Origin of the sequence: Candidatus Pantoea multigeneris (assembly GCF_011752615.1) — a bacterium.
Classification (GTDB): Bacteria; Pseudomonadota; Gammaproteobacteria; order Enterobacterales; family Enterobacteriaceae; genus Pantoea; species Pantoea multigeneris.
Genome location: NZ_VWXF01000001.1, coordinates 375,927 through 397,189, shown reverse-complemented (window position 1 = coordinate 397,189; position 21,263 = coordinate 375,927). Strand labels below are relative to the sequence as shown.

Genomic DNA, 21,263 nt, shown 5'->3' with positions numbered 1-21,263 from the left:
GACACTGATGATCATTGTTTACGAAAGGGAATTTGATGCGATAACCGCTCGGGCACTGCAGCAGCGGGTTTCTTCAGCCACACTTATGCGGTTTGATGAAGCCCGTGCACACCCATGGGAGGTAACTCAACCTTCTTTTGTTGTCATGATATTATCTGGCCGCCACCCGGCATCGCTTCCGGCGCTCACTCAACAGCTGCATTTGGCTGCAATTCCGCATTCTGCCGTCATCTTAAGCGATGATGCTCTCACCTGCGGCCCCTTAGTCATTCCAGGCAAGTCGGTCTGTTTTGGTTGTGCGTCCAAACGCAGTGCCAGTATGGTCGAGAAGCCGCGCACGGCTAAACAGGACCGGGATTTCCACGCCTATCTTGAAGCCACTCCTCGCGCTGAGTTACGGGGATACATGCCTGCACTTATTGAAATGGCAGTCATTAAAATGTTGCAACATTTACGTTGCCAGTTGAAAGATGCCGGAGTCATGTCGGTTTTTAGCCTGGCAGATGGGCACGCGATTGAAAGCCGGATACTTGCATTACATGGCTGTGACTGTCGGCAACTGCAGTTTTCCTCGACGGAACAACGCTGGACTCAGGCATTGCGCCGCGGGCTGGAGGGCATTTTGCATGAGTGAAGAGAACCCAAAAAGGGGGCTGCCTGAGAACCTGGTCAGCACTGCCATGTCTGCCAACCAGTTTAACCAGAATGAAGATTTACAGGTTGGCCTGCCACAGAAACCGCGTTTGATACCCGAACTCATTTGGGTGCCGGTTTCGCCTACCAGTCTGACGCTCTACGGTTCACAGATTCCAAGGACGCTGCATTGCGCCCAGGGTATTCCTGTCCTCAAAAAACTGCTGAGCCTGCTGGACGGTAGCAAAACGCTTGATCAGCTTGAGAGGCTAACAGGCGATGCAGTCGCAGGGGGCGCAATAGGTTTCATCTCATTGCTATTCCGCTATGGTCTACTGGAAGAGAGTGACAGCACGTTATCAGAATTTAACGGAAACCAAACCATCGCTGCGTGGTATGGCCGGTTTATTGGTAACACCCGCAAGTACAGCAACCGGGCGAATGTGGTTGGGGCGATGCAGCGGATTGTGCCATTGGTCATTGCGCCGGCTGCATTGTGCGACGCCCTGGATCGTGCCCTCGACAATGTCCCGTTTGCCGATGCGCATGTGATAGCGTTGGAGGCGTTGTCAGCTTTCCCAACCAATGCCACGCACGCCTTGTTTATTTGCACCGGCGAAAAACAGGTTGAGTCAGTCGAGATATTCATGGATGCCTGGCTGGCAGCGGGACTTCCTTACTTCTGTGTCAGAATCGGCCTTGAAGAGGTGCAGCAAGGACCCTATGTGGTTCCTGGCTACAGCGCCACCCACCGTTGCGCTTCACGCCAGCTTGTAGCGCCTGGCGATCAAAATGACGAGTTGGTTGCAGCGTGGTGGGCGGTGTTAGCGCTACATGAATTTACTCAACTTTTGTCGGGGCTGACACGTGAGCTTTATATTAATACGCTGCGTCTGCATGACTTAAGTGGTAAGGGGGGGTACATCCATCGTGTGCGCATCGCACGATTGTGGGGGACCTGCTGGGAAAATAATGTGATTTCACCCTCCACTGAGGGTGCATATATCAGTTGGCTACACCATGTCAGCACTCGGCCTCCGCCGCATGAATATCTTGCTCCTACCCTGTTTCAGACGCATTTTGCACTGAAAAATATCAAGCTATATGCTGAATCGGGCCATGCACTATTACCCGCCTCTGAGGGTGATTCATATCCTGCGCCGACGGAAGACAATACCTTGTCTCTCCGCCAGCAGAGTGCTGATATTACGCCAGCGCAATTATTCAATCTGCTGCAGTTTTCAGGTGGCCAGCAAAAGCTGGCTGACGGGTCTTTACGACGTATTGCCCCCTCAGCAGGCAGCCTGCAATCAGTCTCCTTCTATGTTGTTATCAACGCAGTGGAGGGAATGAATCCGGGCATATATTACTACAACGGTGAAAACCATCAGCTCGAGCGTATTACCATCGCACAATATAGCGCTCTGTTACGCCAGTTATATGGGCCTCTGGGTGTGCAGGAGCCTGATACACCAGCCGCTACGATTCTGATAAGCAGTTACCTCGCCAGGCTGCGCGATAAATATGATGATTTTGGTCTTAACCTTGCTTTCCTGGATAGCGGAGTCGCGGCCAGCTATCTCAACGTTTCTGCTGCGGCAATGGGCTGGCATATCTGTGAAGCGACCGTAAATGATTACGATCGCATGACGGACGCGCTATTTCAGGCTGAAGGTGGACACGAACATATTGTTGCCTCTGTTTTTCATCTGTTTTCTTCGGACATACCCGCTAGTGCTATAGCCGTTAATCCCCTGCTGACGAGGAAGGTCAGCAGCAGTGAGCTGTTATTGAGTTATCAGGGGTATTGTGGTGTTGGCCAGTCGCAGGAATTACGTACCAGTACCTTTAATTGGCAACAATCACTGTTAAAACAGTTATTGCAGTCTGATGTCACGCTGGAATCTCTGATGCTAAACCGTCGTGCTCAATATGGGTTCGGAACACAATCCGTTCCGGCTGATGTCGTGATAAGGCTGGTGGCCCTCATGCTGGCGGAGAAGGAGAGACATTCGTTACAAATCTCCGATGCTGTTGACTGGCAGCCGTGGGTGATTTTGCCCGGTGAAGGTGAATCGGGATGCGCAGGCGTGTTTGCCTGTACAGGCGCTGAAAGGGCGCAATGGGTCTACAAAGGAAGCCTCAATGCCCGTCAACTGACTGCCTGTGTCAACCAGACGAGTTTTGCCCGTTCTGGCGTTATTTTACTGGTAGTGGCACCTCTGGCTTCGATACTCACTTCAAGAGGTAAGCAAGGCTATTTAGACCTGCAGCGTCAGGCTGGCGCGGCGGTAGCGCTTGCCTGGCTTGGGGCAACGGATGCAGGATTGATTGGCGCACCGTGCGGCGGTTTTCTGGAGCATGGGCTCAGACAGCTGGATATTGACGGATTTCATAACAGCGTGATGTTTTCTCTGGTTCTCGGTCAGCCGGGCAGTACTGCTGGAGAGACAGATGCTCACCCCTGAACAGAGTAGCAACCGTTGGGCACTGCGGCAGGATGTTGTCAGCAGCGAAATTGATAGCTACACCCTGGTGATCGCTGGCGGTCAGTTTGAACGGGCACTAAAGCTAACCGGGCTGGGCAGGCTAATGGCAACGCAACTCTCTAAGCCGCAGTGCTACGCCCACCTGCTACAACAGTTGCAGGATCACTACCCGCGTCATTCAGAAAGTGAACTGGCGCTGGCGCTACGTACACTTTTAGCAAAGTTTAATGATGCCGGATTTATTCAGGCCGACCGTGATGCATTAAGCAGTTTAAAATTGTCTCAACCTTCGCGGCCGCAAAGCTGGCGAGTAGAGCGCTGGAAATTACCTAATCCAGACAAACTGGCATTGAACGTGGCTCAGCTTATCAGACTTAGCCCGGCAATTTTTCGCCATCTGTTACTGGATTTTATGGTGGCTTTGTCACTCTTTAGTCTGAGCCAGTCTGCCACTAAGTATGCGCCGCTTGATCATGTCTTTGCGCTAACACCGGGTACCTGCGTTGCTGTCGTGAGTCTCTGGCTTATTTGGATAGTTACGCATGAAATGGCTCATGCGACCGTATGCCGCTTCTATGGTTTTCCAGTGGCTGGGGCAGGGTTAATGTTTCGCGGGTTCTTTGTTCCCTCGGTGTATGTTAATACCAGCACAGTCCAGCTCTCCCCAGAACGTAATTTGCATTTTCAGGTCGCATTAGCGGGTCCGCTAGTGGATCTCATCTTCGCCGGCTGCTGTGCGGCAATCATGTTGACAGCTAGCCCAGTAACGCCACTGTACCTGACGGGAGAATATGCTTCTCTGGGGATGATGATGGGACTGTTTTTTAACCTGACGCCATTCAGGGCATCAGATGGTAGCAGTATGTATTATTCCCTGTTCTCTCCAGCAAAACAGTTTGGCTCTGCCAGCGGGAAGGTTTTAGGTGTTACCGTTGCTCGTCTGGTTTTCAACCTGTGGATGGCAATATACATCTTACTGGTGCTGGCACTGCTGGCGCGCATTACGGGGAGCATCTTGTGACCACCTCACATGCTGGCATCTTCGATACCCAACGCATTAATGTTCAGTTTGCTGATTTTAGTTTCCTGCGGCTCGCGGGTCTCTCTGTGGACCACGCCAGCGCGTTAAACGGTAACCAGTGCAGCGAAATTCACGCCAGCTTACGTCAGCACCAGCGTGAGGGTGCACAGTTGGCGCAAATGTGTACCGATAAACTCTATGATGTGATTGCCTCTGTTCAAATCATTTCTGTACGTCAGAATCTGCTCAATCTTCGACGGGCCATTTATAATCAACGCGAGGTAGATCTTGCTAATGAATCCCTGTGCTATCTGAGGCAATATGCCCCCGACATGCTGAGACTTTTAGAAAAGTATGCCGCGATTAAGGCTAAAATTCAGAATTTGCAGCAGCGGTTTTGTCAGGCTGTTGAAGAGGATATTGAAGTGACCAGCGGCCTGTTACGACAGGTAGCAACACAACCTGATTTTCGGCAAGCATTGGCGCTGGCGGCACCTTCACTGGTGACCAGTCTGAACGCGCGTGACTGGAACGCAATGTCACGTAAAAAGCGCCATGCTCTGGAAAAAAGCCTGTTCAGCTTTTTTATCCGAGCCACAATGAAAACCAGCCCTTTCAGCAGTTTTGGCATTACGGCGGCAATCAATGTGGCGGGCAACACGCCATGCGATGTTAATTCCGCCTTACGGACCGAGCTCACCCGACACAGCGTGTTGAATCGCAGCATTGTGGTGAGCTTACGTGAAGCGCTATATCAGTCGGTTGCTCTGTTTGAACGTAACTTGCCACTGGTGATCAGTCCTGGTTTACTGCATGAGTCTCACGCAAGGGGCCGTGCGCGACAGTATCAGTTGCGGCAGGGCATGCTGTGGGCCGAAGAGTTAACGGTCAGCCGTGTGCCAGTCCGAATGCTTAAGCCGGTATTGGTTGAGCTGGACACCATTTTCTCACCAGCCGACTTATTAGCACGGCTGGAAGCTCACGGTTACACGGTTGATGATGCTAAGCGCCTGATTCGCCAGATGCTACGGCAGGATGCTATTCGCCCGGCTATTCAGTGGAACGCGCATGATCCTGCGCCAGCAACAACTCTGGCCAATGCGTTAAAACAGCTGATACCTGAGTTACCTCCGATACTGCCCTGGCATGAGATCACCAGGGGCATAGCTTTGCTGGAACAGCAAGGAAGACAATTTAGCGCCTGCCCAGCCGATGACCGCCCCGCCTGTTTACAGAGTATTCAGCAGCAATGGCAACAGTTGCATCGCATGTTAGATACCCGCTCGCGCCCAGCAATCCGGACGCTGGTTTTTGAAGATGTAAAATCTACCGAGTCGGTCATGACACTATCCGCTGAGTTTATTGAGAAAACAGGTAAACGGATTGCGCGTGTTCTGGCATCTTGTGCACATTTTTCAATGGATTACCTTTGGTTGCATCAGCGATTTATACAGCGTTTTGGGATCGGGGGTGAATGCCACAATGTGGCTGACTTTATTGATTCAGCCTGGCAAGAATTTATCCAGTTCAGTATGGGATATAACCCAGAGACCTGGCAGGCGCTGCACGCAATGTCGCAGGATATCGCAGTCGTAAATGCCGCGCTGCCTCTGACGGTGTACTGCCAGACAGATGCAAGAGATTACAAAGAAGTGATGGAGGGGACTCCGCGTGTCGTCGTTAACCTGGCCTATAGCCGGTCTGGGTGGCAGTCAGCTCGCAGCACTTCTGGAGGTGACGAAGTGTCGTTGGCAAGAGGATTAAATAACTGGTTAAAACAGGTCTCGGGGGAAAAACATCCCGTTGTCCTTTCCGTCAGCGGAGAGTCAAGCAACTTACAGGCCCATGCACGACTCAGTGAAAGGGCTCTGTGTCTTGATGAAACGGCGCAGAGTGAAGCAGACTTGTGCCTGAGTAAACTTCGTATTCGCCATAATCCCGTAAACGGCCTGCTTGAGTTGACGGATCACCAAAACCTACCGTTGCACCTGCATTATATCGGCGGGAGTACGCCGATGGCTGCCTGGGGGCCGAAATATCTGCTTATTGCGCTGTCAGAGCCGGTCCAGATTGGACGCCCTGGCGCGGATATGATCATCGCCTCTGACAATCCAGAAACGGTGAATCAACATCTTCGCCACCAGCCAAGACTGGAAATTGATAACTGTGTGCTTATCAGGGAAACCTGGTGGATACGCGCCTCGTGGCTAAAAAAGCGCTATCCGGCAAAAAACGCAGCAGAGCGGGTTGCGGCTTTACTTGATCTCTTTGAAGAATGCGCAATTCCCCAGGAAATTTACGTACATGGTCAGCATAGCGATTTTTTCAGCTGGGAGGCGTTAGCTGCTACCAGTATGCGTAAACCCATGTGGTGTCGGGTCAGTGTCGCCAGCTGTGCCAGCTATCTGTTTGATTTGGCTCGTGATGCCGAATGGTTGGTGTTGCGCGAGGCCTTACCTTCACCGTCATCACCCTCCTGGTGTCAGCAGGATAACCGCACTTATGTCAGCGAATTTATGCTGGAAATGAATATCACGAGACAGAGCGCAACGGACGGGGCCCAGGATGAATGATAGCCGTGGTTCTAGCCAGGAATCGTCGCAGCGAGAGGCGGCGCTTAAAGTGATCACTGGCGCAATAGAAGGCCAGTCTGTTGCCTCGCAGAAAGCGCAACGTCTCAATAAATATCCTGTTCTTTGGGTGGTCACAGGCCTGGTGCTGTTCTGTTGCGCCTGGGAAGGGGGAGCCTGGTGGGCAACGGCTCCGTTAAAAAACGCTGTGGATACGGCGAAGGTGCCGACGGCAGCATCGGAGATTCAGCCCCCTTTAGTTGCAAAAAAAGAGCCCGGCTCCATTCAGGAAAAAGGCCTCTCAGCTGCAGGGCTCATTAAAGCCCAGCAAATCTCCACGGTATCTGCAGAGGTAACCGGAACGATTGCAAAAATTTACGTCAAGCGTGGCCAGCTGATTAAACGGGGAGACCAGGTGGCGGAACTGGACACCACTTACCAGCAAAATGCCGTTGATGAGGCGATAATCCAACTGCATTCCGCGCAAAATGCCATGCAATATCAGCAAGCACTGCTGCCTTTAATGAAGGCGCGATACGAACGGCAAATGAAGTTATCTGCGACCCATCTGACATCCACTCAGGACGTTGATAATGCCCGAGTTGACTGGCTGAAAACGGATTCAGCGTTGCGTAACGCCACGCTTCAGGTCAGGGATGCGGAGAATGTGCTGGAGCGTAACCAGATTAATCTAAGTAAAGCAATTATTCGCGCCCCGTTCGATGGCAGGGTGGTGTCACTCGATGCGGCATTGGGTGAAATCGTTTCGCCGGTGTCCTCAGCAGACAGCTACGCGCGTACCGGTATTGCGACCATCGTGTCGACATCCCCTTTCCATGCTGATGTCTGGGTGCCGGAATCCTTCCTTGCGCGAATAAAATATGGGCAAGCTGTGAAGGTGATGCCAGACGCACTCCGTAATGTTACGTTGCCTGGCTCCGTCAGTTTTATTTCACCTGTCGTAGATGAGAGCCGTGCAGCGGTACTGGTTCAGATTGAGCTGCATAACAGTCCGGCGGTTCTTAAACACAATATGACCGTGCACGTAGATTTTCAGCACAACCAGGAGGCGAATAATGCAGGTTGAAGGAACAGCTAATAGCATCGTTATTGCTCTGACAAAGGTCAAAAAAACCTATTCGCGTAATCGGGAACATATTCAGGTGCTGGAAAATCTGGATATGCAAGTCCACAGGGGAGAGATGGTCAGTATTATGGGGCCATCAGGCGCGGGTAAATCGACGCTGCTGGATATCATTTCGGGTGTCAGCCGTGCTGACAGCGGCGAGGTGCTGTTGGCGGATAATAATTTCACTCTAATGAGTGAGAGGCAAAGAACTGCGCTGCGTGGGCGGCATATTGGTTTTATTTTTCAGTTTTACTGTCTGATTCCGGTTTTAAGTGCCAGCCAGAATATTGAGCTACCGCTTGGATTGTGGCAGTTGTCTAAAAAAGAGCGACAGCATCGTATTGATGCTGCACTTAATATGGTTGAGATGGGGCACCGACGTCAGCACCTTCCGGCAGAACTCTCAGGCGGCGAGCAGCAGCGCATTGCTATTGCTCGCGCCATTGTGGGCAATCCTGACATTATTCTCTGTGATGAGCCAACGGGTGACTTAAACCGTGAGATGGGCAAAAAGATCATGGATTTATTGCGCCAGCTTTGTGATGAATACGGTAAAACCATTGTAGTCGTGACGCACGATCCTGAAGTCGCATTATATGCCGATCGGCATTATCGACTTGATAACGGCGGTTTGAAGGAAGAGAACCCCGTTAAAGCGCAGGGCGGTAAAGATGATTAGGTGGGTTTATATCGTCAAGAGCGTCTGCCAGCATCGTGTGCGGTTGTTTTTAATCTCGGTATTCGTCATTGCCGGGTTTGCGACCTTGCAGGTGTCACTTGGGCTGTCTCACGCCCTAAGCCCGGACAGGGATCAGGATGCCGATAAACAGCTACTGGTTCTTAATGGCATCAACTCGCAGATGCCTTTGCCGGAATATTATCAGGCAAAAATCGCCGTGGTGCCGGGGGTCAACAAAGTGAGTTTTGCTGCCTGGACCGGTGCCTATTTTCGTCATCCAGCCTGGACCGTACCGGCCCTTGCGGTCGATGAGCAAAACTTCTTTTCTATGAACCCTGAGTTGCATGTCTCTGCCCAGGCACTCAGTACCTGGCATCAGCAGAAGAACGGGGTGTTAGTGGATAAGCGTTTTGCCGAACGTTATGATCTGCAGGTTGGCGGCCGTCTACCGTTGCAGTCTGCTATCTGGCCTGTTCGCGATAGCGGAATCTTTGATCTTGTTATTAGCGGTCTGGTCAGTAACAGTGACAGTAATGCTTTTCCGGGGCTCTATTTTCACTATGACTATTTTCAGGACCGGCTCAGCAGCAACAGTAAAGGGCTGGTCAGTTATTTCATGGTCACACCCAACGCCAACACCCACGCTTCTGAGTTGGCAAAAACGATAGATGCGTTGTTTGATAGTAATCTTTATCAGGGTATTACCCAGACGGCGACGAAGAATATTCATATGCAGCAATTGCTGAAAAGAATGTTTGATATCCGTCGCGCCATCTCCTTTATCAACATTAGCGTCTTTATTTTGCTGGCTATATTGCTGATAGCAAACCTTATTGTCATCTTGCAAAAGAATGCCGAAGAGTATGGATTACTGTATCTGTCTGGCTATCAGAAACAATGGATTATGGTCACCGCTGTTTTACAACAATGTGCTTTCATTCTGCCTGGGAGCATCGTGGGTAGCCTTATTGGTTTGGCCCTGGTGATCGCCGGTAAATTCTGGGGACCCCTGGCATTAACCGGATTGCGGCTGACACCAGTGGATTTTGGGCTGACCTTCGCGGTGGCTACTGGGTTGATTGTATTGGCTTTACCCGCTCCCATCTTGCGCGTCATGGCGCTTAAGGGGAGGAGTGTATGACGACACCGGTGGCACATTCCTCGTCCTCATTTATGCATCAGACAGTGATGCTTACCCGAGTTTCTCTGCAACATTACCTGCGGCGGCCACTCTACCTTGTCGCAATTATTCTGGCATTTGTTGTTATTGCTGGCGTTTCGATACTGACATTCGCGGTAAGAGGTGGCCTGAGTAGCGTGATTGAGGCTAACCAGCAATCCGGTCTCTATTTCTTAATGAACGGTAAGGGAAATACTGAGCTGACCAGCCTGTTAAACCCCGGCCAGCAACGCTATCCGGCAATGATGTCGGGTGTCGCGCAGCAGCAGGGGAATACACCGTTTTCAGCCGAACTGGTCTTGTTGACGCGCCAGACTTTCGCTGAGAATCAGACGGATTTGATTATACGGGGGGTAACCCCGGCAGCCTTCGCAATGACTAATCCCCGAAATGGCCAGCATTATATCTCGATCATCCGGGGAAAAATGTTTACTGCTGGTCGGCGGGAAATTCTGATCGGGGCAGAACTGCTGCGCCGCTACCCTCAATTGCAACCCGGCCACGCGCTTAAAATTCATGGTGCACAATGGCAAATCACAGGGGTATTTACTTCTGGGGGGTCTGTTCGTGAATCGGAAATACTTGCCGATCGGGACATGCTGCGTAATGACTTTGGTCTCGGTAACATTGTCAATGTCGTGGTGTTTTATGGCACAGCAGATGCCACATTGACCCAACTCAATGATGAACTTCAGGGCATTGAGCAAGGCACACTCTCCATTTCAGACAGCCGGGCGCATTACGCCAGCCATGGGCAGGATCTGCTAAAACTGTCTGGAATATTCGCGGGGGCATTTGCCGCGACGGGGGGGATCATGGTCCTGAGTGGTGTTGCCGTACTCATTGAGTCACTGCTGGTGAATGTGTCGACTGATATCCGAGCTCTAAGGTTAATGGGATTCGGGCGTCCGCTGTTTTTAGCTTTTTCAGTCCCGATCATGCTTTGTAGCTTAGCGGGAACAATCATCGGCGTGGTGCTTTATCGCGTGTTTGCCAACAAACTCACCTTCTCAACGCTTGCTGGTCCGGCAGAAATGGTTTTCCACGCCAGTCTGACCTTTACTATTGTGCTCTCTGCTTTGGCCTATTGCCTATTTATCGCCTTGCTGGGATGCGTGATGAATTATCGCCGTGTGCTGATGACACCCAGGGCGTGAAAGGATGAATAATTTAGCAATATGTATCGGTCAAGGAGAGCACTAATGTCAGGAATCTCACAGAGCCCTGCGCTGATCCCGCGTGATGTTCTGTTTAGCGACCCGGAACGGTCCTCAGTTAGCTTGAATCCTGAAGGGACACACCTTGCCTGGCTCACTCCCGGCGAAACAGGGATGGCGCTATGGACCGCGCCAGTATGGGACACTCTACGTGCGGTGCCGGTCTCTGATGTTACCGGGAATATTCGCAGCTGCCTGTGGACGTTTCTGCCAGGACTCATGGTGTGCATGATTGACGATACAGGTGACGAGAATTACGTCCTGTACCTTGTTGATACCCGAAATGGCAGCATGACTGCGCTGACACCTTTACACCATGTCAGGGCACAGTTACTCCGGCAGAGCAGAACGCAGCCAGATGAAATTCTCGTGCTAATGAATCAAAGAACGCCTTATTGCTTTGATCTTTATCGTATTAATCTGGTTAGCGGCGAAGCCGTAATGATTGAGGAGAATCAGTCTGGTGCGATAGGGTACGTCACGGATGAAGATTTCAATGTTCGCTATGCGCTTCGCTATGAAGTGGATGCGGCACTGACACTGTTGCAAAAAGACAGCCATGGTCACTGGAAAATTTTTGACAGTATTTCGGCTCTGGATGCGAGCTGGTTTTACCTTGTAGGTATCGTCCCTGAAAGTCAGAAATTGATTGCACTGGACAGCAGAACGCGCGACACCACGGCGCTGGTTCTCATTGACCCGACAAATGCTCAGCGTGAAGTGATAGCCACAGCGGAGACTGACATCACAGGGGTGCTAACTGATGTGAGCGGCAGCGAAATTGTGGCGTGGGTGACGGAAAAAAATCATCGTACCTATCATACACATTCCCTCGCATGGGCTGAGGACATTGGTGCTCTTAACGATCGCTTTGCGGGTAACTGGTCGCTGGTAAGTCGCACTGAGAAAGACGATCTCTGGTTGATCGCACATGATAGCGATACCTCCGCAGGCCAGTTTTTCCTCTGGGATCGTATTAAGCAGCAAGCCTGTAAACTCTTCGACATGTTGCCACGTTTAGCCGATTACACGCTTGCCAGCATGGAGGCCATTACCGTTATTTCACGCGATGGTTTCCCTTTAACCAGCTATCTGACCCGCACTTATGCGGATTGTGCGCCGTTGGTACTACTGGTACACGGTGGTCCCTGGGCCAGAGACAGCTTCGGCTTTCGTCCATTGCACCAGTGGTTATCCAATCGCGGTTACCACTGCTTGAGTGTCAATTTTCGTGGTTCTACTGGATTTGGTAAGGCGTTCATCAATGCTGCGGATGGAGAGTGGGGAGGGCGCATGGACGACGATCTCAGCGATGCCGTGCGCTGGGCTATTTCTGCTGGTATTACCTCCCCAGATAAGATAGCCATTATGGGGGCCAGCTACGGTGGATTTGCGGTGTTGTCCGGTATGACTCGCTTCCCGCAGCAATATGCCTGCGGGATTGATATCTGTGGGCCTTCCAGCCTGTTGACGCTGATGAATGCTTTACCTGCCTGGTGGAGCACGGTCAGGGCAAAGTTTATCCGGGCGATTGGCGATCCCGATACCGAGCAGGGACTGGCATTGCTCAAAGCCCGCTCTCCCTTATACCGTGCAGAATCCCTGGTTAACCCACTCATGATTGTGCAAGGGGCCACTGACCCGCGAGTCAGCCAAAGTGAGAGTGAGCAAATCTTTAATGCCCTGCAACAAGCAGGCAAACAGGTTAGCTACCTGCTGTTTCCGGATGAAGGGCATGAAATTTATCAGCAATCAAACCGGTTAGTGTTATTTGCACAAGCCGAGCAATTTCTTGCCGGTGTTCTCAAGGGGCGTTATCAGCCACTAGAGGCAGATGAGCGCGACGCTTCGCTCATGCGTTTTTACGGAGAGACTCAGCAGCATGACGCCTGATAATTCTGCATTTGGTCAGTTTCTGGCGGCTGATGAGATACAGCATCAGTCAGTTAAGACAATAAAAGCATGGTTGGATCACTGTGGATTTATCGTTGTACATGATATTGCCTTTACCCGTGAAGCATTTGCGCGGTTTTTTTCCCGCTTTGGCGATGTGATTCGCTTTATCTCCGATCCGCATGCTCCTGGCTACGAAACCAGCGATGTGACATTGCTGCAAGGGAATCCGGATGATGTGGTTGCAGGATGTGGTCAGCTGCCTTTACATGCTGATGGTGGTACAGAAAGCTTTATTGTTGATCATCTGTTTTTATATGCATCTGAAGTCAGTGGCATGGCTCAGGGCGGAGCAACCTGTCTGACCAACCATCGGCTGGCTAATCAGGAACTGCCAGAGCATCTGCGGGAAATATTGTTTGGCCGTCGGCACTACATGCGCATTATTACACCCGATGCGAAACATACATGGCAAACAATCCCTGTTTTCAGCGGCGTAGGGCGTTCACAACGGATGATGATCTATTTTCCTTTTGAAGCTGGGCAGCGTTCAAGCTGGGAGTGTTCTGTCGAGGGACTGAGCCCGGAAGAGTGCCATGAATATTACCGCGCACTACAGGCTTTCTATCGACAGCCTCGTTATTACTATCGACATCAATGGAAACAAGGCCAATTGTTAATTTGTGATAACCGGGTGCTGTTACATGAACGGGAGCCTTATGGCACAACGGATCAGAGAAGAGTTCTGATGCGGGGTATCACGCATGAGACTGACAGAGAGGGATAATGGACGAAACTGCTCTTCATGCTCGTATAGGTAAAATCCATTTAATGCGCATGGTAGCTGGCCTTGATAGTTCCTTAATAGTGCAAAAATGGGCCTATTTTAGTGCATCAGCCGACAAAGTGAGCTTCCTGCAAACCCCGCAGGGAGCAACCGTGGGTTATGTGTTATGGGCTTCGGTCAATCGGGATACCTGGCGACAGTTAAAAAATACCGGGAGATTACCCGTTTACCGCCATGAATGGTCTGAGGGTAAACTCAGCTTAATTTTGGATGTCGTCGTTATCCCTGAATGGCGGGGATCGCTGAATCTCCAGCTTCTCAGGCTGCGACGAGATCATGCAGCGATCTATGGGCTACACCGGGATCGCCTGTTTCGCTATCATCGGCCAAAAGGGAAAATGGACGATGTCTAAAGTCTCCTGCCATCTCGATAATCAGCAGTTTTTACCCCTTTATGTTCCGTTTAGCGTGTTGCCATTCGCTGAGGCGAAAAGTGTATGGCGGAATCCGGCATGTCCACCGCCTTGGCCTGATGACAGTATTGAGAATGACAGGGTGATGGATGAGAAAATGGCGGTTTACTGGGGGATCGCCACGCCAGATGAGGCGATATTCCAGCGTCATGCCTTTAAAGAGGTTGAGGGTGAAGTTGCCTGGGCTGAGGCCTATGGTGGCAGCCTGATTGGAGCCAACGGAGGAGGTGGACGCGTCGGTATTTTCCGAGGGGTCCAGATAAAAGGGATTGGTAAAACGCCAATGGTGGGTAAAGACACCAATATTCAGCACTCCTATGGCGCTTTACTTCTCGAACAGGCTTTGACGGAAGCGTTATATTCAAACCTTGTTCAGCAAATACTTCCCTATGGTTGTGCGCAGGTCCACGGCGTTATTGCTACCGGAGTCCGCATCAGATTTAACGATCCGGTGATGCGTAACTGGAGAGAAAATGCGGATGCCGCTTTACTATTGCGTCAGCCTTGCCTGCGCCCGGCACATTTTCTCCGAGCCGAGTTTTATATTCCCTGGAAGCATCAGCCTGAACTCATGGATGATACACAGCGGATTCGCCAACTCTATCAGGAGCTGTCGAGCTTATCGCGCGGGCATTTAGCCTTTGAGCAGATGCTGTTTAATTTTCTGGCACGCTGTGCTTCTCAATTTGCCGTAGCGCGCAGCAGTCGTTTAATTCACGGTACGCTTTCTCCCTCCAACCTCACTATGGATGGTCGTTGGTTGGATTTGATGAGTACATCAATACTGCCAACCGGCGCAAATTTTAAGCCAGCTCCTGATTCTCCTGCATTTTTCGCGGAATATCAGATGCCTCTTGAGATAGCACTGGAGATGGTTTATCTCTACAACAAAATTAATGACAGCAAGGTTGATGCCGGGCAGTTTATGACCTTCTACGAGCATCAGTGGAAACAGCAAAAGTTGGCCGCCAGCCTTGAAATGCTAGGACTTACACCAGGGGTATTAAGGCAGTATAAAAGCCATTTCGCGAGCTTATATACAATAGCTGCTGCGACTGAACGGGTGCTAACGTTAGATAAAAAAATCCGCAGTGGATGGGCTGAAGTCGATACCCGGGATAATAATGATTGCGAATATGCCAACCCTGATAATGATAGACTGTGGCAGTTATTATGCGGTTTATATGGCGTGATATCGCACTCCTTAAGTGGGGAATTTAATCAGTTATTAACTGCTGAATGGGATGAGTGCCAGAAACTGGCGCAAGGCACATCCGATTACTCGTATAGCGCCATGAAAATTTCGCGATTTTTACGGGCAGGAAAGCGTTTATTATTCAGCCCCTGTTTCTATCGAACGCGAATTGATAATCAGGCTCGCCATTATGCAGAAGCTGATTTATCCGAGGCGAAATTGTGGCTGGATGAGCAACTACACACCATTAATACAATCTATGAAAAGAATGCAGAAACCGTCACGCTTGTGGCATTACCCACACTTCGACTCATCTACCAGTTAAAGGATGAATGGTATCAACTTTATCTCGATAACAAATTTATCCGTACCGACAACACCGAAGATCTCGTGAAAGTATTAATACAAGCCTGTCCGGATGGACTCGTTCAGCACGGTTATGATTTTTTGCCAGGGTGCCTCGCATTGCTCAGGGCGGCTGGCAGGATAAGTTGAACTCTTCTGTTAAAGCTGAACAGTTCAACACGAAGTATCCCCCGACAGGGCCCCGATTCTTACGTAACCAGCAAGAATTTGTGGAAGATGCTTAAATGGCTAAGCAAACCCAAATACTGGACATGATTATTGAACGGGTGCCACCGATGTCTAAACACCAAGTGGCCCCCTGAATCAACCTGACTTACTCTTTATCGCGAACTTTTTTAACCTGATCCGTGGTGACTGCGGGAGCATTGTTACTCCAGCCGCCACGAATAAAGGTAGCCAGTTCGGCGACCTGTTCGTCTGTCAGGCGTGATGCAAAGCCTGGCATGAACAGCACAGAGGGAGACCTTGAGGTTGAAGGTGTCTGTGCCCCTTTCAGAATCGTGCCAATTAGGGCATTGGGATTATCAGCCCGAACAAGATCTGACCCATTCAGATGCGGGAAAATACCTTTTGCACCATTACCATCAGTCCAGTGACAGGCTTCGCAGTTGTTGAGGTAAAGCAACTGTCCTGAACTGAGGTTTTTACCTTCGGTCAGGATTTTAGTTGTTTCACTCGAAGCCTGGACGGCATCAGGCTTTTTATTGCCGACAGGCTTATCGTCCGGTAACGATTTGAGATAGTGCGCAATCGCCATCAGATCTGCATCAGACATATATTGCATACTATGCTGCACAACGCTGGTCATTTCACCGCCTACGGCAGCGAAATCGTTGCGACCAGCGCCCAGATAATCAGCAATATCTTTATCTTTCCAGCCGTCCATATGACGAAGGGAAGGAACAGGCCAGCCATTAAGATCCCCGCCAGCGAGGAATGTGCTATCGCTATCGTTCAGGCTTTTCTCCTGCATTGCGATACCGCGAGGCGTGTGGCAACTGCCACAGTGACCTAATGTTTCTACCAGATATTTTCCACGATTAATCTCTTCGTTGGCCGGGGAGGCAGCCTGAAAATTTTTGTCATCGGTGAAGACATAGTTCCAGAAACGCATTCCCCAGCGCTGACTAAATGGAAAACTTAAATCAGTTGCGGGTGCCGCACTATCAACCGGGGCAACGCCCTGCATGAAGTAGGTATAGAGCGCATGAATATCTGCATCCGTTATGCCTCTGTAATCGGGATATGGCATCGCTGGGTAGAGATAAGCACCATCGGCACGTATACCTTTTCTCACTGCATCCGCGAACTGTTTTTCTGAATAGTTACCAATACCCGCGGTTTTGGATGGAGTAATATTCGTAGAGAAAATAGTTCCTAGCCCACTGACAATTTTATATCCACCAGCAAAAGGTTTACCGCCACTGGCAGTATGGCAAGCAGTGCAGTCACCAGCACGGGCCAGATAAGCGCCTTTTGCGATTAAATCCTGCGGGTTCTGATCTGCATTTGCCATTGCCGCCCAGGATAACGGGAGTGTTAATAATAAAATTTTCGTAATATGCTTCATTATTTCACCTATACCTGTACCAATGGACCCGGCTGGCCAATATATTGTTCTTTGATAGCCTTTGCTGACCAGTAGGCCAAAGCACCCACCAGTGCTGTTGGGTTTGCCTGGAAGTTTTGTGGGAAGGCGCAGGCTCCTTGCACAAACACATTGTGAACATCCCAGCTTTGCAGATAACGATTGACCACCGATGTTTTAGGATCGTCGCCCATTACCGCGCCACCCGTATTATGGGTTGAGCTATAGGCCGGTGAAATATTAAAATGGCTGTCAAAGTTCGCGATGCTTTCTGTATAACTATCCGGATTGAGATGTTTAACGATATCCATCATTTTATCACGGAGGTAGCGCATTAATTTGATATCGTTATGCACAAAATCATACGTCATACGCAATAATGGCAGTCCATACTGGTCGGTATAATTCGGATCGAGATCAAGGAAATTACCGCGCGTTGACATGTTTGATACCGTCATCTTCATGCCCATTGAATGGCCGTAACTTTCTTTAATGCCTTTTTTCCAGCCTGCACCCCACTTATCCGTGCCGCCTTTCAAAGCACTGGCCATCGGTGTTCCTGTGGCCTGAGAGCTGTGCATTTTAGCACCGCCAATAAAGCCCAGTTGTGAGGCATCAAAATTACCTGGCCCGAAGTCATTGAACATGACTCCGGTGGGTCCGGCCGTTGCGAAAGGATTGAAGTCTAACTTGTCATAAAAGAGGGTAAAGCCACCACCATATTGATAAGCATAATTTCGACCGACAACACCTTCTTCGGTGATGGGGTTATAAGGCTTACCGATTTTAGAATTAAGCAGCAAGCGTACGTTGTTCAGCGCAAAGGAGGCCAGAATAACAATTTTAGCCGGCTGGAAAACCTCATTTCCTTCTGCATCTATATAGGTTACGCCCGTCGCTGTTTTACCATCAGCGTGTTTTTCGACGCGGATAACATGAGCATGGGTTTTATAATCAAAATTTGGATACAAATTGAGTGCATCCAGAATAGTGGTTTGCGGTGAGGCTTTAGAATAATTGATACAAGAATAGAACTGGCAAAAGCCACAATAGTTACAAGGCGCAATTTGCTGACGGTACGGATTGGTCCATGCTTCTGAAACCGCGGCAGAAGGGTTAGAGAAGGGGTGATAGCCTAATTCAGTCGCTGCTTTTCTGAACATCGAACTCTGCAGGCTATCCTCTAATGCTTTTGTCGGGAAGGGATTCGAGCGTGGGCCTTCGAAGGGGTCGCCGCCAGGCAAAATCTTGCCATTGAGATTACCCGTCGTCCCTGAGGTGCCGCAGACTTTATCAAAGAAGTCGAAATGGGGTTCAATTTCATCCCAGGTGAACGGGAAGTCCATGATCCGTAACTCTTCGTCCAGCTGGCCTTTAGCATAGTGCGTATCCGCAAAGGTTTTCAGTTTCAGGTCGTTTGGCGTGGGTCGGATGAGCATTGCTGTCCAGTGCAACCCAGCACCGCCGACACCATCTCCCAGGCGAAAAGCACCTAACTCACGCATAGGTAAAGCCGTTTCACCGGCATTGTGCCTGACCGTAAAAGCATCCTGAGACGGTTTCTGCATCAGGACATGGCGTTTGGTATTGGCCAGCTCATCGGCGGGGTTTGGGTATCCCCATTCAGAAGCGGGACGATCGGCTCCGCGTTCCAGTGCCCGAACTTTAAGACCTGCTTTCGCTAACTCAATACTCATAATTGCGCCGGTCCATCCCAGTCCGACGACTACGACATCTACTGCATCATTAATTTTTTTCATATTTTATTTCCAGGCCTTAAGCCTGATCGCCCTTAACAGAAACCGGACCTAATGGATATTTAATGTTATGCATGCGAATCCACTGCGGGAAACTTGCACGTGCACCGGGGAAACCGATCATTTTCCAGGCTGCCATATCTTTATTACCCCCATATTGGGGATCGGACAGATAACCTTCCTTGACATTCTCGAGGACGCGCGTAAGGAAGAAAGATGAATTAAGATCATTCTCCCCTAATTGTTTGAAGTCTACGTTACCCTTCTCAAGTGCGGATATAACGTCATTTCGCTGCTGGTTACTGAGCGCAGCAAATGATTTACTGTACTTTTCATGGGTAAACTTATTGGTCAGTTCAATGCCCTTACGATAAAGCACTTGTAAGTTAAACGGCATCTGATATCCGAAAAGGTGACTGGCCTGGCTATTAAATGGACCTTTCATATACCAGTCGTGGCCGAGGCCGTACGAGGTAAGTAATTGCTTATCAAGGAAAACAGGAACGTGCGTTTCAAGTGCGCCTGGCCCATTTTCATCAGAAGGAATAAGGCGGTCACATAATGACAGAATGAACTTCCATTCATCAGCAGTAAAAAAGTTTGGTTGATAACTTGCCAAATCCTGTAAAGGCGCAGATACGGCTGCAAATACATTTGATGTTCCATATTTTACAGAAAGTGCGCCGATCGCGACAAAGGTTCCACTCAGGAAACGCCTTCGGGTCAAACCATAGTTGCTCATTTTCCCTCACATTTAAAAAAGATAAACGACATGTTTACGATTATTAATAATCATAAAAATAAAGCAGGGGATTACCCCCCGTATGAAATAACGAGATTTAAAACAGCGGTGAATGCTCTGGTTTTTTATTCTGATTTTAACGACAGAATAAAATCTCTCATGGTTCTTTCGGCAGCAGTCTGTTGATCGTTACGCCAGGACAACCACACTTCAGAATGGCGTGAAGAGGGCCATAATGGACGAAAACAAACATTGGAAAATCCGATGTTTTTTGCAGAGGTAGGCACCAGGGCGATACCCATACCCGCATTCACCAGCGCCAGAATACTGTGTGTTTGCCCAAGGTATTGAATGAATTTTGGTGGTGGATTGATATCCGCCAACAGATCTAATGTTAATTCGTAAAAATACCTTCCATCATCAGGAGAGTAACTGATAAATGACTGATGGCGTAAATCCGACAGTGTAATTTTTTCGCACGCACTCAATGCATGATCCCGGGGCATGGCAAGTACCACCGGTTCCCGATGAAAACGACGATGGGACAGATAGCTCTTTGACATTATCGTCGGACGCATCAGCGCCAGAGAGATAGTCCCGGCACTCAACTCTGCAACCTGTTTGGCTGAAATCATCTCTTTAAGCGTGATTTCAATATCAGGCAGGTGAATGTTGGCCTGATTAATAATATGAGGCAGAAGGCTATAACCAGACACCGCAGTAAATCCGAGGGTTACATGGCCAGCACAACCACTTTGGATTTTCTGTGCTTTTTTTACTGACTGTTCAGCCATCGCCAGCATATTTATCGCAGATGCAAGAAAATCCTCACCGGCTTCTGTCAGGCGTACCATTCGACTGTTACGTTCGAACAACCGCACGCCCAGCGCTTCTTCCAGCAGTTGTATTTGCCGACTTAACGGTGGTTGAGTCATAAAAAGACGCGCAGCCGCTCGCCCAAAGTGCAGCTCTTCAGCTAACGTGATAAAACAACGTAACTGATTAAAATCACCAATCATTTACTACATCACCCAGAGATATTTCGCCTGGTAATATAGTGGATATACCGGCGCGATAGCAAAACCAATTTTTTACAAAAATCCCTCTTTGCCGTAACTTTTGCTGACAATGCGGGGGATATCCTGGCGTAAGGCATTGTCAGTACTGGATCATGACGATTTGTGAATCGAACGATTCATTTTAAGTATCATGTGAATATTGGCAGATCAGGTTATGGCCCACGGGAAAAATCAATGCTGAAAATGAGCAGACACTACGTCCGGATTGCAGCATGCAGGTGTGCTACTTTTAACACTGCTTTGATATAAATGGCAGAATGTTTCAGTTAAATTATGAGGGTAAAGTTAAAATAAAGTGATAAATAACGCAATGTTACTGCTTTGTGTGCGCTATACATCACCGTCAGTGTAATATTTTAATTTTTGACTGATTTTTTAATTTCGTTTCAGGGAATGGTTTATCTATTATTAATAGACAACGGTATTTTCATTGCTGCTATTCAATATCGGTTGCCCTCGTGGCTA

16 protein-coding genes are annotated in these 21,263 nt (G+C 49.5%); 12 read left to right on the top strand and 4 right to left on the bottom strand.

Features of this window, described 5'->3' with window-relative positions; genetic code table 11:
* Positions 1–7: 7 nt before the first annotated feature.
* The 12 genes from F3J40_RS01880 to F3J40_RS01825 all read left to right on the top strand — a co-directional run bounded on the left by F3J40_RS01880 (position 8) and on the right by F3J40_RS01825 (position 15,761).
* On the top strand, positions 8–634 hold the full coding sequence (locus F3J40_RS01880) for a hypothetical protein (protein ID WP_167012346.1): 627 nt from the start codon (positions 8–10) through the stop codon (positions 632–634).
* On the top strand, positions 627–3,101 hold the full coding sequence (locus tag F3J40_RS01875; RefSeq protein ID WP_167012344.1) for a nitroreductase family protein: 2,475 nt from the start codon (positions 627–629) through the stop codon (positions 3,099–3,101). Before F3J40_RS01880 ends, F3J40_RS01875 begins: the two co-directional genes overlap by 8 nt.
* Positions 3,088–4,143: a zinc metalloprotease gene (locus tag F3J40_RS01870; protein WP_167012342.1), complete on the top strand. Its 1,056-nt coding sequence runs from the start codon at positions 3,088–3,090 to the stop codon at positions 4,141–4,143. The genes F3J40_RS01875 and F3J40_RS01870 overlap by 14 nt, the downstream gene beginning before the upstream one ends.
* Complete coding sequence (locus tag F3J40_RS01865; protein WP_167012340.1) at positions 4,140–6,716, top strand: lantibiotic dehydratase; 2,577 nt, start codon at positions 4,140–4,142, stop codon at positions 6,714–6,716. Before F3J40_RS01870 ends, F3J40_RS01865 begins: the two co-directional genes overlap by 4 nt.
* Positions 6,709–7,800, top strand: coding sequence for an efflux RND transporter periplasmic adaptor subunit (locus tag F3J40_RS01860; RefSeq protein ID WP_167012338.1), 1,092 nt, complete (start codon positions 6,709–6,711; stop codon positions 7,798–7,800). The genes F3J40_RS01865 and F3J40_RS01860 overlap by 8 nt, the downstream gene beginning before the upstream one ends.
* Entirely contained in the window at positions 7,790–8,521 is a 732-nt protein-coding gene (locus F3J40_RS01855) for an ABC transporter ATP-binding protein (RefSeq protein ID WP_167012336.1), read from the top strand. The genes F3J40_RS01860 and F3J40_RS01855 overlap by 11 nt, the downstream gene beginning before the upstream one ends.
* Positions 8,514–9,662, top strand: coding sequence for an FtsX-like permease family protein (locus F3J40_RS01850; RefSeq protein WP_167012334.1), 1,149 nt, complete (start codon positions 8,514–8,516; stop codon positions 9,660–9,662). Before F3J40_RS01855 ends, F3J40_RS01850 begins: the two co-directional genes overlap by 8 nt.
* Before the next feature lie 176 nt (positions 9,663–9,838).
* Positions 9,839–10,858 carry an ABC transporter permease family protein gene (locus F3J40_RS01845; RefSeq protein WP_167012332.1) on the top strand — a complete coding sequence of 340 codons (1,020 nt, stop codon included), beginning with the start codon at positions 9,839–9,841 and terminating at the stop codon, positions 10,856–10,858.
* A 45-nt stretch (positions 10,859–10,903) separates the two neighbouring features.
* Positions 10,904–12,811 carry an alpha/beta hydrolase family protein gene (locus tag F3J40_RS01840; protein WP_167012330.1) on the top strand — a complete coding sequence of 636 codons (1,908 nt, stop codon included), beginning with the start codon at positions 10,904–10,906 and terminating at the stop codon, positions 12,809–12,811.
* The gene (locus tag F3J40_RS01835; RefSeq protein ID WP_167012328.1) at positions 12,801–13,598 is read left to right on the top strand and encodes a TauD/TfdA family dioxygenase; all 798 of its coding nucleotides are present in this window, start codon (positions 12,801–12,803) and stop codon (positions 13,596–13,598) included. The genes F3J40_RS01840 and F3J40_RS01835 overlap by 11 nt, the downstream gene beginning before the upstream one ends.
* Positions 13,598–14,011: a hypothetical protein gene (locus tag F3J40_RS01830; RefSeq protein WP_167012326.1), complete on the top strand. Its 414-nt coding sequence runs from the start codon at positions 13,598–13,600 to the stop codon at positions 14,009–14,011. Before F3J40_RS01835 ends, F3J40_RS01830 begins: the two co-directional genes overlap by 1 nt.
* The gene (locus F3J40_RS01825) at positions 14,004–15,761 is read left to right on the top strand and encodes a hypothetical protein (protein WP_167012324.1); all 1,758 of its coding nucleotides are present in this window, start codon (positions 14,004–14,006) and stop codon (positions 15,759–15,761) included. Before F3J40_RS01830 ends, F3J40_RS01825 begins: the two co-directional genes overlap by 8 nt.
* Positions 15,762–15,945: 184 nt before the next feature.
* Here F3J40_RS01825 and F3J40_RS01820 read toward each other — a convergent pair whose 3' ends face one another.
* The 4 genes from F3J40_RS01820 to F3J40_RS01805 all read right to left on the bottom strand — a co-directional run bounded on the left by F3J40_RS01820 (position 15,946) and on the right by F3J40_RS01805 (position 20,738).
* Positions 15,946–17,202 (bottom strand): c-type cytochrome, encoded by a 1,257-nt coding sequence (locus F3J40_RS01820; RefSeq protein WP_167012322.1) that lies wholly within the window; start codon positions 17,200–17,202, stop codon positions 15,946–15,948.
* 8 nt (positions 17,203–17,210) lie between these two features.
* On the bottom strand, positions 17,211–18,980 hold the full coding sequence (locus F3J40_RS01815) for a GMC family oxidoreductase (protein ID WP_167012320.1): 1,770 nt from the start codon (positions 18,978–18,980) through the stop codon (positions 17,211–17,213).
* Positions 18,981–18,996: 16 nt separating this feature from the next.
* Positions 18,997–19,719 (bottom strand): gluconate 2-dehydrogenase subunit 3 family protein, encoded by a 723-nt coding sequence (locus F3J40_RS01810; protein ID WP_167012318.1) that lies wholly within the window; start codon positions 19,717–19,719, stop codon positions 18,997–18,999.
* A 125-nt stretch (positions 19,720–19,844) separates the two neighbouring features.
* A complete protein-coding gene (locus F3J40_RS01805; protein WP_167012316.1) occupies positions 19,845–20,738 on the bottom strand; it encodes a LysR family transcriptional regulator in 894 nt (297 codons plus the stop codon).
* Positions 20,739–21,263 lie beyond the last annotated feature (525 nt).